We start from the raw sequence: 15,827 nt of genomic DNA, 5'->3' as shown, positions 1-15,827 counted from the left end.
AGCCAGACCTAAGCGCTGACGCGACCTGCAGACCTAAAAAAGCCCCGCCGGCGCTCGCCGCGGGGCTTTTGCATGGCGCGCCGGTCAATCGTCGCTTTCCGGCTTGGGCGCGGAGGTGGCCATGATGGTCTTCTGCATTTTGGCGCCCTCGCCCTTGGCGATATCCTCACGGCTCACCACCATGATGTCGCGCGGCCACCATTCGGGATGATGATCGCGGATGAAGGTCAGCATCTTCTCCCTGAGCTCGACCTCGGTGTACCAGCCCAGAAGCGGCTCGGAGGTGACGAAGTAGCAGGTCAGGGTTTGCTGCGAGCCGTTTTGCGCCGTGACCGCGCACATCAAGCGGTGGTTCTCGACCACGTGCTCCTGCTGCTCGGCGTACTCCATGAACTTCTTGCGCAGGGTATTGATATTGGCGCTGATATGCAGCGTCAACTCCACGTAGCGGTAGAGCTTGGAGCTTTTGACCGAGAGGTTCTCGAAGGGTTTGGAGACGAAGTAGGTCACCGGTACGATCAGACGACGCTCGTCCCAGACCCGCAGGCGAATGTAGGTGTAGAAGATTCCCTCGACGTAGCTCCACTGCCCCTCGAACATGACCAGATCGCCCACGCGGATCGGCTTGGCGAGCGATAGCTGAAACGAGGAGAGAATGTTGCCCAGTACCGCCTGACCCGCGATACCCACCAGCACTGCCAGCACGCTGGCGGAGGCCAGAATGGAGAGCCCAAGGGTCTCGAACAGCTGGATCTGGCTCAGCACGTAGAGCGACACGCCCACGACGGTGAACAGGATGATCGCCCGGCGCGCGGCGTAGAGCGAGGTGAGAAAGCGGCGCTCGTCGCGGGATTTGGTGTCGTCGATTTCGCCCACGAGCTTGCGCGCCATGTTGAGCAAAATGGTATCGACCAGGCGCAGCGCGATGGAGCCCAGACTCCAGGCAATGACCATGACCAGCAGTACCCGAAACGTGGTCGTGGCCATGGCGGAAAACGACACCACGTAGTCCAGCATCGTGCGGGTAATGAACGACATCACCAAAAGCGACACGGGCAGCTTGATGCGCGTAACGAAGATGCTGATACCGCCCGTGGGCAGCACGTGCGCCAGGAATACGACGACCTTGTTGACGACCCAGCCGAGCGCGGCGATCAGCAACAAAAACAGCGGAATGGCGATCCACTCCCAGACCATGAGCGGGCCCAGCGACACCTTCAAGCGCTCGGGAAGCTGCTCTTCGACCCAGGAAGGGCCGAAGGCGTCGTAGAGAATCGAAATGGAGGCCACGCTTTCGGGCATGATCAGCCAGACAGGCTCCTGATCCTCGACGTGATAGCGCCCCAGACGGATGTCGTAGGTCTCGCCACCACTTTCGAGCGCCGAGATCTCGATATTCCGGCGCGGCTTACCGGCCATCGGGTTTTCGCCGGGGGAGCTTTCGATCACCGCATCCTGACGGGCAGGAAGATTGGAGGTGGAGAGCCAGTCGCCGCGCTTGAGCACCTCGGAGAGCTGCATGGCAAGCTCGGCGCCGCGCTCGCGCTGCTCGCCAATATCGATATCGGAGAGATTGAGAATGTGCGCTGCGGCGGCGTAGTTCTCATCACGGGTCAGCTGGAGAAAGCTTCGGATCGTGTCGCGCGGCGTCACGCGGGAGACGTCTTCGGGAAGCTCGCCAAGCCCCGGGTTGATTTCATCCACCGAGAACCAGAGCCCGTCGTCGTTGCCAGCCTCCTGGGCCTGAGCCTGGGACTGAGCCACACCGATGCACAGCCAGGCGAGCAGCGCCAACGCCTGTAAAGGCCACCACCTACTTCGTTTCATGCGAATTTCCATTGATAATACGGCCAGGCGAAAGCAGGACAACTAACGGCGGCGCTTGCTACAGTCACGACCGGTCGTGCCGGCCTCGTATCGACCAGGGCCCGGTCGCAAGGGCGCAAAGCTTAACGCAACGGCGTCCAATTGGCGCGACAACATGAGTTAACCGCTACACTAAATCGTTCCAACTGCCATACCTCGCCAAGGGCGTGCGTCTGGTGTGACGATGATCGTTACCACTAAGGACATCATGGGTCTTCAAGAGATCACACTCGGCGGGATTTATATTAGCCCACTGCTCGTTTATGCGCTGGCCGGGTTTATCCTGACGTTGCTCATACGCACGCTGTTACACGTCGTGCTGTCATCGAAAGCGCTCTGGTTCGAGGCCTGGTTCGATGTCTCGCTGTTCGTCATTCTCACGGCGCTGATCGCCTTCGTTTTCACCGTTTTGCCAGGGACCTATTGATGCGCTCCTCGCTTCGCATACTGCTTACGCTGATCATGGTGGCGCTGGCCATTGCCGCCGGCACCTGGCTTTGGCGCTACTACCTCTATACGCCCTGGACGCGCGATGGCCGGGTACACGCCGACGTCATCACCATCGCCCCGGACGTCTCCGGCTGGGTCCGCACGCTGAGCGTGGGCGATACCGACTACGTCGACCAGGGCGACGCGCTTTTTCAGATCGACCAGGCGCGCTATCAGGCCGCCCTCGACCAGGCCCAGGCCGAGGTCAACCACCGCCAGGCCACGCTCGATCTTAACCGGGCCGAGGCGAGCCGGCGCAACCGGCTGGGCAACAGCCGTGCGATCAGCGAAGAGAACCAGCAGATCGCCCAGATCAACGCCCAGGTGGCCGCCGCGGACCTGGAGCAGGCCCAGGCGTCGCTCGAGGCCGCCAGACTCGACCTCGAGCGCGCCAGCGTCACCGCGCCGGCGAGCGGCCACGTGCTCAACGTACAGTTCAGTGAAGGCAACTACGTCAGCCGCGGCACGCCGGTCATGGCGCTGATTCGCGAAGAATCCTACTACGTGGTGGGCTACTTCGAGGAGACGAAAATGGCCTCGATCCGCGTCGGCGACCCCGCCGACGTCACGCTGATGCAGGGCAATACGCGGCTCAACGGGCGCGTGGCGGGCATCGGGCGCGGCATCGCCGACGCCAATACCACGCTCAACGCACAGCTTCTTCCTCAGGTGACGCCCACCTTCAACTGGGTGCGCTTGGCCCAGCGCATTCCGGTGCGCATCGTGCTCGACGAGGTGCCAGCCGATACGCTATTGAGCGTGGGCATGACCGCCACAGTGCGTATTCACCCGGACGACGCGTAGCCCCATGTCGCCGCTCGTCAAAACCTACCTGATGCCCGAACCGGCGGCGGTGAAGTTCGCCATCAAAACCACGCTGGCAATGATGCTGGCGCTTTACGTCGCCTTCATGTTCGATCTCGAGCGCCCCTATTGGGCGCTGATTTCCGCCGCCTTTCTTCAAGTACGGCCGATGAGCGGGATGGTGATCGAGAAAGGCATCTGCCAGCTCGGCGGCACCTTCATCGGCGCCGTGGCCGGTATCGTCATCATGGCGCTGTTCGCCCAGGCCCGGGTACCGGCGATAATAACGCTGACGCTCTGGATCGTGCTGTGTACCTACGTAGGCTCGCTTTGGCGTAACAACTACACCTACGGCTGCCTGATGGCGGCGGTGACCGCGATGCTGATCGTGGTGATCGCCGGCGGCAGCACCCCGGCCGGCATTTTCGACGTGGCGGTGGCGCGGATGACCGAGCTGGGTCTCGGCGCGATTTGTGCCACCCTCGTAAGCTCACTGCTGTGGCCCTCTAGGGTGGGCCAACATCTCGCCGACCAGGCCGATACGGTCATCAATCGCGCCTTTTATCACGCCGCACTGCGCCTTGAAACGAGCGACGATCGGGACGAGTTGCTCAAGGCGCTGCGCGAAAGCCTCGGCGCGCTGACCCAGCTCGAAACCGATAGCCAGGCCGCCCGTTTCGAAGGCCCGGAAGGTCCCGGGCGCATTCGCGCCTCCCACGTGCTCACCCGCCGCACGCTGCGCTTTTTGGCGAGCCTTCACGCGCTGGATCAGCTGTTGTCCGATCATACCGAGCGGCTGGACCCTCAAAGCGTGGCCATCGCCCGCGAGCTTGCCCAGGGGTTCACCGACGCCGAGCACGTCCAGGGCGTGACCGGCGCGCGGCGCTATCTGCAGGCGCTGCGGGGCCAGGTACACGAAAGCGATGACCCCACGCTTGCACCGCTGGACCGGCGACTGCGGCTGGGACTACGCGAAGTGCTGGGCCACGCGATGATCATGCTCGACGCCCGCGAAGCCATCGCCTCCCCCGGCACTTACACGCTCAAGGCCGGGCCCCTGGCCTGGCACCGTGACCGGCTGGCCGCCCTGATCAACGGGCTGCGCTCGGGGCTGGTATTCGCCGGGCTTGCGACGTTCTGGATCGTAACGGCTTGGAATAGCGCCATGGTGGCCATGATGCTCGGCACGCTGTTCTCGGCGTTTTTCGCCAGCCGCGATAACCCGGTGGCCGTCACTCTGATGTTCTACAAGGGGATGCTAGCCGCCATTCCCAGCGCGTTCCTGTTCGGTCACGTGCTGCTGGCCCAGGTGCATGATTTTCCGTTGATGGCCGTGGTATTCGGCACGCCGCTGTTTTTAGGGCTTCTGGGCGCGGCCAACCCGGCCACCATGGGGTACTGCCTGGCGTTCACCATCTTCAATATTCTGCTCACCATGCCGGGCAACGACATGGACTTCTCGTTTGACAGCTTCGCCAACCGCGCGGTGGCGGCGATCATTGGCCTGACCACGGTAGTCACCGCGTTTCGCCTGCTGCCGGGGCTCGGCACACGCCTTCGAAGGCGGCGTTTGATTCGCGCAATCTCCCGGGATATCCACGGCCTGCGCCGGCGCTCGATCACCCAGGGCGAAACCCGCTTCAGCGGCCATATGGCGGACCGCCTTTTGCAGCTCGCCCAGCACGACGACGTGCTGCCCCAGGAGCAGCGCCACCTCTTCGCGCTGGGGCTGACCGGGCTCGATGTCGGCACGGCCATTTTGCGCCTTCGCCACCGCTTCGACAGCGCCGATCATCCGGCCATCCAGAGTGCCCACCAGGCGCTGCTCAAGGCCCTGGCCCTGGGCTTCGAGCAAAGCGCCCGGGGCCACAGGTTCGAAGGCCTCGAGGCAGCGGGCGAGGATCTGAAGGCCGCTTTGCAAACGCACACCGACGATAGCCCGGCGCGGCTGGCGCTATTGACCGGGCTCATCGAGCGGCTGTCGCTTTCGCTCGACCGCCTGGCCGATACCATGGCGGCCCCGGCGGATCGTGCAAGCGACGCCCCGACCGACGCTAAAAACCCGGCATGAGCGTGGCAACGTTGAGACGTTCAGCGAACTTTTAGCCGCCCTGCTCATCCAAGTGAGCGGCCAAAAGGGTTGGACGAAGCGGCCTTTAGCATATAAACCGAGTAGAGCATAAAAACCGAATAGAACGCGCCCGCCGGCACTTCGCCTGGAGGCCTGCGTCAGGGAGACCACCATGCTGATCAAAATCGCCAAACCCGGTGACCTGCACGAATCCGATGTGACCCCCGAATCCGTTTACCTGAGCCGGCGGCGCTTTCTGGGCGGCGTGGCGGGTATCGGCGCGGGCCTTGCGCTTTCCGGGCGCGTAAAGGCGAGCGAGGCGTACACCGACGTGCCGAGCGGTGACGCGCCGGCCTGGCTCAGCGAGAAGATCGATCAGACCCAGTGGCGCGCCGTGACACCGGCGGACCCCGACAAGGATGCGCTGGCGCCTTTCGAAGACGCCAGCGGCTACAACAACTTCTATGAGTTCGGCACCGGCAAGAGCGACCCGTCCAAACGCGCGGGGAGCCTTTCAACCGAGCCCTGGAGCGTGGTGGTCGATGGCGAGGTCAACAACGGCGGACGCTTCACGCTCGAGGACTTCGCCAGCCCTTCACAGTTCGAGGAGCGCATCTACCGGCTTCGCTGCGTCGAGGCGTGGTCGATGGTGATTCCCTGGCTCGGTATACCGCTGGCTGACGTTATCCGCCGCGCCGACCCGACCAGCAAGGCCAAATACGTGCGCTTCGAGACCCTGGTCGACCCGGAGCAGATGCCCGGACAGCGTTCGTCGTTTGCGCTGATCGACTGGCCTTACGTTGAGGGGCTTCGCCTGGACGAGGCGATGCATCCGCTGACGATTCTGGCACTCGGCATGTACGGGCGCGAACTGCCCAATCAAAACGGCGCGCCGCTGCGCCTGGTGGTGCCCTGGAAGTATGGCTTCAAGAGCATCAAGTCGATCGTTCGCATCTCGCTGGTCGAGGAGCAGCCGGTCAACTCCTGGCAGCTGTTGGCCCCCAACGAGTACGGCTTCTACGCCAACGTGAACCCGAACGTGGATCACCCGCGCTGGAGCCAGGCGAGCGAGCGCCGGCTACCCAACAGCCTGTTCAGCCCCAACAACATCGACACGCGCATGTTCAACGGCTACGAAGACGAGGTCGCCGAGCTCTACGCCGGCATGGACCTAAGCGTCAACTATTAACTTCACAGGCGACCCGGGCAGGTAAGCATGGCAAAGCAGCAAGCCAAATGGCGGCTTTGGCGGGGGGCGGTCTTTCTGGCTGCCCTCGCCCCGCTGATTTACTGGGGGTTTCAGGTCTATCAGAACGCCGCCGGCCCGGAGCCGGGGCGCTATCTGCTGTTGAACATCGGCATTGGGGGGCTCTGGCTGATGCTGCTGACCCTGTCACTGACGCCGCTTTCAAAGCTCACGCGCTGGAAGGGCTTTGCGCTGATTCGTCGCCAGCTCGGGCTCTGGACACTGGCCTACGCCACGCTGCACCTTTGCTGCTACGCGCTGTTCATCCTCGGGCTCAACTGGGCGCTGCTCGGCGCCGAAATCGTCAAACGCCCCTATATCATCGTCGGTATGCTGGCACTCATCGGCCTGACAGCGCTGGGAGCCACCTCCAACCGCGCCGCCATGCGTAAACTCGGCAAGCGCTGGAAGACGCTTCACCAGCTCGCCTACCCGATTCTGGCGCTGATTCTTCTGCACTTTTTCTGGGTGGTGCGGGCGGACATGGGCGAGTGGGCGGTGTACGCCGCTATCGGCGCCCTTCTGCTCGCCTTGAGGCTTCCCCCGGTCGCGCGAACGCTGCCCCGGTTTCGCCAGCGGCTGGCGGTGAAGTAGCGTCTTTTAAAACCACCTCACTCGCCGAACCATCGGCGTTCACTCCAGGTGAATCGCGGGCGGGCGCTCGCTCACGTTGGGTGGTATGAACGAGTCGGAGCGCGCGCTCTCCCAGTACTTCTTGAACACCGTGTGCTCGCACGTCGACTCGAGCAGCTCATTGGGTTTCAAGAACGTGAACAGCTGATCGTAAGACTGAATCTCGTTGTCCGACACTCGGCGGATGATGTGATGCGGCCCAAGCTCACCTGGATGGTGAAGCCCCGCGGCGCCCAGCATTTCCGCCAGCGCTTTTAGCGTGTTCTGGTGAAAGTTGTAGACCCGCTCGGTCTTGTCGGCGACATCCAGGTGGCGGCTGCGTCGAGGGTCCTGGGTCGCCACGCCGCTGGGGCACTTGTCCGAGTGGCAGTTGAGCGCCTGAATACAGCCTAATGAAAACATGAACCCGCGCGCCGAGTTGCACCAGTCGGCGCCGAGCGCCAGGGTACGGGCGATGTTGAAGCCGGACATCACCTTGCCCGCCGCCCCGACACGAATCTCGTCGCGAAGCCCCGCCCCCACCAGGCTGTTGTGTACCAGCATCAGCGCTTCGGTCAGCGGCACGCCCATGTGGTTGATCAGCTCCAGCGGTGCCGCTCCCGTGCCGCCTTCACCGCCGTCGACGACGATAAAGTCCGGGCGCTCGCCGGATTCGAGCATCGCCTTGACGATCGCGAACCACTCCCAGGGGTGGCCAATCGCCAGCTTGAAACCAACAGGCTTGCCGCCGGAGAGCGCTCGCAATCGCCCGATGAACTCCATCAGCTCCATGGGCGTCGAAAACGCGGAGTGGGCGGCGGGCGAGACCACGTCCTGGCCCATCGGCACTTCGCGCGCCTCGGCGATCTCTTTGGTCACCTTGGCCGCCGGCAGAATACCGCCGTGGCCGGGCTTCGCGCCCTGGGAGAGTTTGATCTCGATCATCTTGACCTGATCGATACTGGCGTTTTCGGCAAAGCGCTCTTCGTTGAACGTGCCGTCGTCATGGCGACAGCCGAAGTAGCCAGAGGCGATCTCCCACACCAGGTCGCCGCCGTGGATGCGGTGATAGCGGGAAATCGAGCCCTCGCCGGTATCGTGATAGAAACCGCCCTTGGCAGCACCCGCGTTCAGCGCCTCGATGGCGTGGCCGGAAAGCGAGCCAAAGCTCATGGCGGAGATGTTCAGCACGCTGGCGTGATAGGGCTGGGTACACCGCTTGCCGCCGACCCGAACGCGGAAATCGCGCTCTTCGACCTTGCTCGGCAACACCGAGTGATTGATCCACTCGTGCCCGGAGTGATACATCTGCAGCAAAGAGCCAAAGGGCTTTTTATCGCCTTCGTTTTTGGAGCGCTGGTACACCATTGCCCGCTGCTCGCGGGAGAACGGACGCTCGTCCAGATCCGACTGGATGAAATACTGGCGGATCTCCGGGCCGATGGACTCCAGGAAATAGCGAAAGTGGGCAAGAATGGGGTAGTTGCGGCTCACCGTGCGCCGCTTTTGCACCCGGTCATGAAGCCCCAGCGCCGTCAGCGCGCCGAACACGACCACCCCGGCGAGCCACGCCAACGAATACCAAACGCCCACCAGCGAGACCACCAGTAGCGCAAGGCACACGACCAGGGCGATATTACGCGGCGCAATGCGCGTCAATCCGCGAGCTTTGAACATGACAACGTGATCCTTGTAAATACGACCCCTGACCGGGGCGGCCCTACCGGCCGGATTGAAATGGCGAACACAGATAAGTGTTAGCTAATTATGGCGATCCATCAAATGGGAGGGGCGAACCGGCCGTTTCTGATATCGCGCACCGCGGGCGAAAGGCGATCACGACAACCGTTTCAAAGCGCGGCGAGACGCGGGCTACTTTTTCCTGAACGCTTCGCTGAAGGCTGCGGCCAGAATGCCCGTGGGCATGGCGATGAGGCCGATACCCGACACGGCGGTCAACCCGGCAAAGATCTTGCCAAGCGGCGTGATCGGGGTCACGTCGCCGTAGCCGACCGTGGTCAGCGTGGCGATGCTCCACCAGAGCGCCCGGGGCACACTGCCAAAGGCTTCCGGCTGAGCATCGGCTTCCACTACGTAAAGACAGGCCGACGAGAACAAAAGCAGCAGCCCCGCCACACCAGCACTTAGCCAGAGCTCGTAGGTACGGGTTTTCAGCGCGCAGGAAAGCGACGACCAGGCCTGGCTAAAGCGCCCCAATCGCGCCAGCCGAAGAATGCGCGCCAGGCGCAAAAGGCGCAGGAGAAAGGCGTTGTCCTGATGAAAAAAGCCAATGAAAAACGGCAAAATCGCGACCAGATCCAGCAGCGCCCAGAACGACACCATGTAGCGAAGCCGCCCCAGCACGCCGCGATAGCGCACATCCTCTCCCACCGCGTACAGGCGAATCAGATATTCGATGGAGAAAAGCGCGACGAACAGCGTTTCAAGCGTCGCGAAAAGCGCCGCCGCCGGCTCACGAAGCGTCGGCTCGGTTTCGAGAATGGCGGTCAATGACGCGAGAAGGATTAGCCCGCAGATCACCCAATTGACGCCGGAAAGCCCTCGCTGTCTGCGGGTTTCCGGCGCCAACTGGCGGTAAAGCTCGGCTCTCGTCATGGGGTTTCTCATCAAGGCGTCAAACGCTTTTCAGGATACTACGCCAAAGGCGCGCTGACACCGGCCCGCCCGCGCCCTCCCCTCACAAAAAAGCCTCTGGACGAACCAGAGGCTTTACGCTCGCGGCCGATCAGGAGTCGACGTGAAACGCCATGGTGGCGTTGACCGCCTTTTTCCAGCCGCCGTAGAGTTCGTCGCGCTTTTGCGCTTTCATTTCCGGCGTGAAGCGGCGCTCAAGCGCCCACTGCTCGGTGATCTCCTCACGGGACTTCCAGAAGCCCACCGCCAGCCCCGCCAAATACGCCGCGCCCAGCGCGGTGGTTTCGTTGACCTCGCAGCGCAGCACGTCGACGCCGAGAATATCGGCCTGAAACTGGCCCAGAAAGTCGTTGGCAATCGCCCCGCCATCGGCGCGAAGCTCGGTCAGCGCGATATCGGCATCGGCCTGCATGGCGGTCAGCACGTCGGCGCTCTGGTAGGCCAGCGACTCCACCGCCGCGCGGATGAAGTGCTCCTTTTGCGTACCGCGAGAGAGCCCGAACATCGCGCCGCGCACGTTGGAGTTCCAGTACGGCGCGCCCAGGCCGGTAAAGGCCGGCACCATGTAGACGCCATCGTTATCCTTGGCACGCACGGCGTAGGCTTCGGAGTCCGAGGCCTTGCCCAGCATGCGCAGGCCGTCGCGCAGCCACTGAATGACCGAGCCGGCCACGAACACGCTGCCTTCCAGGGCGTACTCGAGGGTGCCGTCCACTTCCCAGGCGACGGTGGTGAGCAGGCCGTTTTTCGACGGCGTGGCGCTGGTGCCGGTATTCATCAGCGTGAAGCAGCCGGTACCGTAGGTGTTCTTGGCCATGCCCGGCGTGAAGCAGGCCTGGCCGAACAGCGCGGCGTTCTGGTCGCCGGCGATCCCGGCGATCGGGATTTCCTGGCCCATCAGGTATTTCGGCAGAATCTGGCCGACCACTTCGCTCGAGGATTTGACCTCGGGCAGCATCGATTCGGGCACGCCGAAAAGCTCAAGAAGCTCCGGGTCCCACTTTCGCTCGCGGATGTTGAACAACATCGTGCGCGAGGCGTTGCTGACGTCGGTGGCGTGCACCTTGCCGCCGGTCAGATTCCACACGAGCCACGAATCGATGGTGCCGAACAAGAGCTCGCCCTTCTCGGCTTTCTCCTTGACGCCGGTGACGTTATCGAAGATCCACTTGAGCTTGGTCGCCGAGAAATAGGCGTCGATGACCAGCCCGGTCTTGTCACGAATCATGTCGGCGTGGCCGGCTTCGCGCAGCGCGTCGCAGATCTCGGCGGAGTGGCGCGACTGCCAGACGATGGCGTTGTGCACGGGCTGGCCGGTGTTCTTGTCCCACACCACAGTGGTTTCACGCTGATTGGTGATACCGATGGAGGCGATCTCGGCGACGTCCACGCCGCTTTGGTTGATGACCTCGGTCAACGTGGTCAGCACGCTGGTCATGATCTCGCGCGGGCAGTGCTCGACCCAGCCTGGCCGTGTAAAGATCTGCTCGAACTCGTGCTGCGCCGTGCTGGCGACCCGGCCTTCATGATCGAATAGCATTGCCCGCGAGCTGGTCGTGCCCTGGTCGATAGCGAGAACGTATTTTTTCTGGCTCATGAACTGTCTCTCAAACGTTGGCGTAAGAAGTAGGGTAACGGGCGTCAAGCCGCGCTAATAGACGTGGGCGGCAAGCCCGGCAAGCGTGCTGCCAATCAAGGGCCCGGCGATGGGCACCCAGGCGTAGGCCCAGTTGCTGCCCTGTTTGTGTTTGATGGGTAATAGCGCGTGGGCGATGCGCGGGCCCAAATCGCGGGCGGGGTTGATCGCGTAGCCGGTGGGCCCACCTAATGAAGCGCCGATCGACACCACCAACAGCGCCACCGCCAGCGGGCCGAGCCCGGAAGGTGTATTGCCGAACATGATGATGACAAAGATCAGCACGAAGGTACCGATAATCTCGGTCACCAGGTTCCACCCGTAGGCGGCAATGGATGGCCCGGTCGAAAACGTGGCGAGAATCGCAGGGGCCTGGTCGGTGGCGTCGTAGTGCTTTTTATAGGCCAGATAGCACACCACGGCGCCGATGAAGGCGCCGATAAATTCGGCGCTAAAGTAGGCAAGCGTAGTGGCCACCGTAATCGGAATATTCGGTGCGTACTCGCTGGCCGGTCCCACCAAAAGCGCCAGCGTCACCGCCGGGTTAATGTGCGCGCCGGTATCGAAGGCAACGTACACCGCGCAAAACACGGCCAGCCCCCAGCCGAAGAAGATGACGATACCGTCGCTTCCCTTGCCATTGGTGTCGTTTAACAGCACGTTCGCCACTACCCCGCAGCCCAGTAGCGTCAGTAGGGCCGTTCCAGCGACTTCGTGAAAAAAGATGGTTCCAAGCATGGCGTTCCAACCGGTACGTGTATCGACTCGCACGTCTGCCTTACTTCATTACTCCGGCAAGTGCTGCGTGTTCTTTTTCGAAAACGTCGTTTTCATTTTTGGCATCCTATCGGCGCGATAATAAAAAACAATATAAAATTCCGAAAAAACCATAATATCGCCGATAAGATTATGATTTTAGTTAATTTACAGACTACTTAGACATTAGTTGAGCAACCAATTACCGCATATTGATAGTGACTTACGTGAAAGCAAAAAAATTTCGACGTGTCAATTAACGAACACTTCGATTCAGGCCGATTGGACGCTCGAGCGCTGCCGAATGAGGACTGGCGCTCAAAAGGAATGTTGTCTGTCCCGGCGTAACGTCTCCTATACTCAAGCACACGGTCATCGACCGGGCACCTGAAAGCTTGCCATGGAGCGAACGTGTCCGGCGCACCGCACCGGGTCATCCATCAAGGAGGAACACCATGCAGACGACTGCACACCCCAGGGCTTATGGCGGCATTCACCCGCTTCATGCCGTTCTGTTGGCGGGCATGCTCCCGCTTTTTCTCGGCGCCGCCCTGTGCGACTACGTCTATTTCACCAGCTATCACATCCAGTGGGGTACGTTCGCTTCCTGGCTGATCGCCGGGGGTCTGGTCTTCAACGGTTTGGCGATTCTTGCCGCGCTAATCGGCGTTTTTCGCGCCGAGCGGCGCAAGGGGCTGTCGCTTGTGTATCTGGCGGTGCTGGTGGTGAGCTGGGTGCTCGGCTTCATCAACGCCCTGGTTCACGCTAAAGACGCCTGGGCGATGATGCCCGCAGGCCTCATGCTCTCGATCGTCGTGGTCGTTTTGACCCTGGTCGCTCTTTTTCTCGGATTCACCCGCACGCGCGCTGCCGGAGTCGCCTCATGAATGCCTTTCGCCTCAAGTCTCGCGTCAACTATCTGGCGCCTCTTTCCGCCTTACTGGTGGCCACCAGCGTCAACGCCGCCGATGTCGAGCAGCCCTATGGCCCCAACCCAACGCTGCCGGAGCCCGAGCGCGGCCTGTTACCAAACATGACCGTGCCGGAGCCCGCTGAATGGGGAGATCAACTCCCCACCGTGCCAGAGGGCTATACGATCTCCGCCATTGGCACTGACCTTCTGGTGCCGCGCCAGACCATCGTGCTGCCGGGCGGCGATATTCTGGTGGCCGAAGGCAGCGGCGGCAACGCCCCGCAGCTCAAGCCCAAGGACTTCATCGCCGGGGTGATCAAAAGCAAGGGCAACACCTCGGTCGAAAGCGGCGATCGTCTGACGCTGTTGCGTCCCAACGGCGACGGCACCTATGAGCAGTCCGTCTTTGCCGAGAACCTGAACGCTCCTTACGGCCTGGCGCTGATCGATAACGATCTATTCGTGGCCAATCAGGATGCGCTGGTACGCTTTGACTACGAAGAGGGCCAGCGTGAGGCCAGCGGCGCGCCGGAAGTGATCGCCCAGCTTCCCGCCGAGATCAATCACCACTGGACCAAGGCAATGGTTGCCAGCGCCGACGGCGAGTATCTCTACGTCGGCATCGGCTCGAACAGCAACATCACCGAGCGCGGCATGGACGCCGAGGTGAACCGTGCCGAGGTTTGGGAGATCGATGCCGAGACCGGTGCTCACCGCCCCTACGCCACCGGCCTTCGTAACCCTACCGACTTCGCCATCCAACCCGGTACCGATCAGCTCTGGGCGGTGGTCAACGAGCGCGACGAGCTCGGCCCGAATCTGGTACCGGACTATCTGACCACGGTACAGGAGGGCGGCTTCTACGGCTGGCCCTACAGCTATTGGGGCCAGAACGTCGACCCACGCGTTCAGCCGCAGAACCAGGAAAAGGTCGATGCCGCGATCGCCCCGGACTACAGCCTGAGCTCCCATGTGGCGCCGCTGGGCGTGGCGTTCTCCATCCCCGAGGTCGGCGAGGCGTACGCCGACGGCGTGTTCGTCGGCGAGCACGGCAGCTGGAACCGCGCCGACCCGGTCGGCTACAAGGTGGTGTTCATCCCCTTCGAGAACGATGCGCCCGCCGGTGACCCGATCGATTTCGTCAGCGGCTTTTTGACCGAGGACGGCAACGCTCGCGGCCGCCCGGTCGGCGTCACCGTCGCCCCGGACGGCGCGGTGATCGTCGCTGATGATCTAACCAACGTGGTCTGGCGCATCGCCCCAGACGAGCCGGTCGTAACCGCTGCCAGAAGCGATGCGGAAAACAACGAGGCCGACGAGACGCCCAGCGCGGTCGAGCCGGCCTCGAACGAGGCCGATGATATCGATAGCGAAGAGACCGACACGGACGACGAGGAACCGGAAGCCCAGGAGTAATCGCGTCATCAGGCCGGTCGGTTAAAACGGTCTGTAAAAAAAGAGGGTCGCTGATCAGATGGTCAGCGCCCCTCATTCTTTTCTCTCGGTTCTTTTCTCTCGGTTCTTTTCTCTCGGTTCTTTCCTATCGATTCTTTCCTATCTGTTCTTCCCAATCTGTCTTTACGATTTTTCTACACGTCGAGGGTAAGCGTGGCGAGCCGCTCGCGGTCGATTTCGATGCCGAGCCCCGGCCCTTTCGGCAGCGCCAGTCGGCCATGATCCAAACATAGCGGTTGGCTCAAAAGCGCCTCGCGCAGCGGGTTGTCGGCGGAGACATCGAACTCGACCCAGGTCGGGGTGTGATCGCGCGCCGGGTGCGGGTGCGGCGCTAGCGCAGCGGCGTAATGGGCGGCAGCCACGATGCCCACCGCGCTTCCCCACACGTGAGGCGATATCCTTAAGCCGTTCAACTGCGCCATGTCGGCGATACGCAGCGCTTCGACGAAGCCGCCGCACAGATTGAGATCCGGCATCAGCACATCGACCCCGCCGGTCGCCGCCAGCTCGCGAAATTCCACTGCGTTGACCGAGGCTTCCCCCGCCGCGACGCGTCCCGACCGGCGCGAGGCCAGTCGCCGGAACCCGGGCAGGTCCTCCGGCGCGACGGGCTCTTCGATCCAGTAGGGACGAAACGGCGCGAGTGCCTCCATGGCTTCCAGCGCGATGTCCGCGGTGTAGGCGCCGTTGATGTCCGCCATGATCGCCACGTCATCGCCCAGGATACGCCGTGCGCTCGCCATCCGCTCGACGTCGCTCTTGATGCCGCGGCCGATCTTGATCTTGTAGCCCTCGAACTTACCGGCCACGCGCTCGAGCTGTGCCTCGAGCGAAAGCGCGGCTGGCTCGTGGAAGTAGCCGCCGGAGGCGTAGACCTGGACCGATGCCTGCTCCTCGCCGCCGAGCAGGCGGTAGATCGGGAGCCCCAGCAGTTGGCCGATCCCGTCGTGCAGCGCGATATCCAGCCCGCTGACCGCGGCGGCGAGCTGGCTTTGAGCGCGCACGTGATAGAGCACGTTGGTCATGCGCCGCCAGATCACCCGGTGATCGAAGGCGCTCTGGCCAATGTAGGCCTCGCGCAGAATGTCGAGGTAGCCACGCGTCGTTTTCGGTGGCCCGTAGCACTCGCCGACCCCCACGATGCCCGAGGCCAGGCGCACGAAGACCAGCGTTGCCATACGCGCGTGGCCGATTTCACGAGCGCTGCCGTAACCGCCATCCGCTGGCAAAAAGCTTCCGATGGGCACCATGTCGATCGACTCGATCCGCGCATCCCGAACGGTGGCGGCGCCATCACGGGCAGTGTCGAGAGGTTGATTCATGC

Annotated in this window: 13 protein-coding genes; 7 read left to right on the top strand and 6 right to left on the bottom strand. The window is 62.5% G+C overall.

All coding sequences use genetic code 11. The annotated features are described in order from the left end of the window. Nucleotides 1-84 precede the first annotated feature (84 nt). Nucleotides 85-1,827, bottom strand: coding sequence for a mechanosensitive ion channel family protein (locus tag OCT39_RS03855; RefSeq protein WP_263586377.1), 1,743 nt, complete (start codon nucleotides 1,825-1,827; stop codon nucleotides 85-87). 223 nt (nucleotides 1,828-2,050) lie between these two features. Here OCT39_RS03855 and OCT39_RS03850 point away from each other — a divergent pair, with 223 nt between their 5' ends. From OCT39_RS03850 to msrQ, 5 genes are all read left to right on the top strand, one after another. Next, nucleotides 2,051-2,293: a DUF1656 domain-containing protein gene (locus OCT39_RS03850; protein WP_263586376.1), complete on the top strand. Its 243-nt coding sequence runs from the start codon at nucleotides 2,051-2,053 to the stop codon at nucleotides 2,291-2,293. Next, the gene (locus tag OCT39_RS03845) at nucleotides 2,293-3,159 is read left to right on the top strand and encodes an HlyD family secretion protein (RefSeq protein WP_263586375.1); all 867 of its coding nucleotides are present in this window, start codon (nucleotides 2,293-2,295) and stop codon (nucleotides 3,157-3,159) included. Before OCT39_RS03850 ends, OCT39_RS03845 begins: the two co-directional genes overlap by 1 nt. Before the next feature lie 4 nt (nucleotides 3,160-3,163). Beyond that, nucleotides 3,164-5,230: an FUSC family protein gene (locus OCT39_RS03840; protein WP_263586374.1), complete on the top strand. Its 2,067-nt coding sequence runs from the start codon at nucleotides 3,164-3,166 to the stop codon at nucleotides 5,228-5,230. Nucleotides 5,231-5,402: 172 nt separating this feature from the next. Continuing rightward, nucleotides 5,403-6,419, top strand: coding sequence for a protein-methionine-sulfoxide reductase catalytic subunit MsrP (gene msrP / locus OCT39_RS03835; RefSeq protein WP_263586373.1), 1,017 nt, complete (start codon nucleotides 5,403-5,405; stop codon nucleotides 6,417-6,419). A 27-nt stretch (nucleotides 6,420-6,446) separates the two neighbouring features. After that, entirely contained in the window at nucleotides 6,447-7,070 is a 624-nt protein-coding gene (msrQ, locus tag OCT39_RS03830) for a protein-methionine-sulfoxide reductase heme-binding subunit MsrQ (protein WP_263586372.1), read from the top strand. 39 nt (nucleotides 7,071-7,109) lie between these two features. Here msrQ and OCT39_RS03825 read toward each other — a convergent pair whose 3' ends face one another. The 4 genes from OCT39_RS03825 to OCT39_RS03810 all read right to left on the bottom strand — a co-directional run bounded on the left by OCT39_RS03825 (nucleotide 7,110) and on the right by OCT39_RS03810 (nucleotide 12,117). After that, nucleotides 7,110-8,765 carry an FMN-binding glutamate synthase family protein gene (locus OCT39_RS03825; protein WP_263586371.1) on the bottom strand — a complete coding sequence of 552 codons (1,656 nt, stop codon included), beginning with the start codon at nucleotides 8,763-8,765 and terminating at the stop codon, nucleotides 7,110-7,112. Between the two features lie 195 nt (nucleotides 8,766-8,960). Next, complete coding sequence (locus OCT39_RS03820) at nucleotides 8,961-9,704, bottom strand: ion transporter (protein ID WP_263586370.1); 744 nt, start codon at nucleotides 9,702-9,704, stop codon at nucleotides 8,961-8,963. Between the two features lie 130 nt (nucleotides 9,705-9,834). Continuing rightward, nucleotides 9,835-11,340: a glycerol kinase GlpK gene (gene glpK / locus OCT39_RS03815; RefSeq protein WP_263586369.1), complete on the bottom strand. Its 1,506-nt coding sequence runs from the start codon at nucleotides 11,338-11,340 to the stop codon at nucleotides 9,835-9,837. Nucleotides 11,341-11,394: 54 nt separating this feature from the next. Beyond that, nucleotides 11,395-12,117, bottom strand: coding sequence for an MIP/aquaporin family protein (locus tag OCT39_RS03810; RefSeq protein WP_263586368.1), 723 nt, complete (start codon nucleotides 12,115-12,117; stop codon nucleotides 11,395-11,397). 473 nt (nucleotides 12,118-12,590) lie between these two features. Between OCT39_RS03810 and OCT39_RS03805 the strand changes: the two genes are divergently transcribed. Then, nucleotides 12,591-13,022, top strand: a complete 432-nt coding sequence (locus OCT39_RS03805; RefSeq protein ID WP_263586367.1) for a DUF2231 domain-containing protein — start codon at nucleotides 12,591-12,593, stop codon at nucleotides 13,020-13,022. Next, entirely contained in the window at nucleotides 13,019-14,464 is a 1,446-nt protein-coding gene (locus OCT39_RS03800) for a PQQ-dependent sugar dehydrogenase (protein WP_263586366.1), read from the top strand. Before OCT39_RS03805 ends, OCT39_RS03800 begins: the two co-directional genes overlap by 4 nt. Nucleotides 14,465-14,637: 173 nt before the next feature. On the opposite strand, the gene OCT39_RS03795 is transcribed toward OCT39_RS03800, so the two are convergent. After that, entirely contained in the window at nucleotides 14,638-15,825 is a 1,188-nt protein-coding gene (locus OCT39_RS03795) for a mandelate racemase/muconate lactonizing enzyme family protein (RefSeq protein WP_263586365.1), read from the bottom strand. Nucleotides 15,826-15,827: the final 2 nt, after the last annotated feature.

It is taken from the genome of Halomonas sp. GD1P12 (genome assembly GCF_025725645.1).
Lineage (GTDB): Bacteria > Pseudomonadota > Gammaproteobacteria > Pseudomonadales > Halomonadaceae > Vreelandella.
Note: the sequence above shows the minus strand (reverse complement) of the source record. Positions and strands in the feature narration are given on the sequence as shown.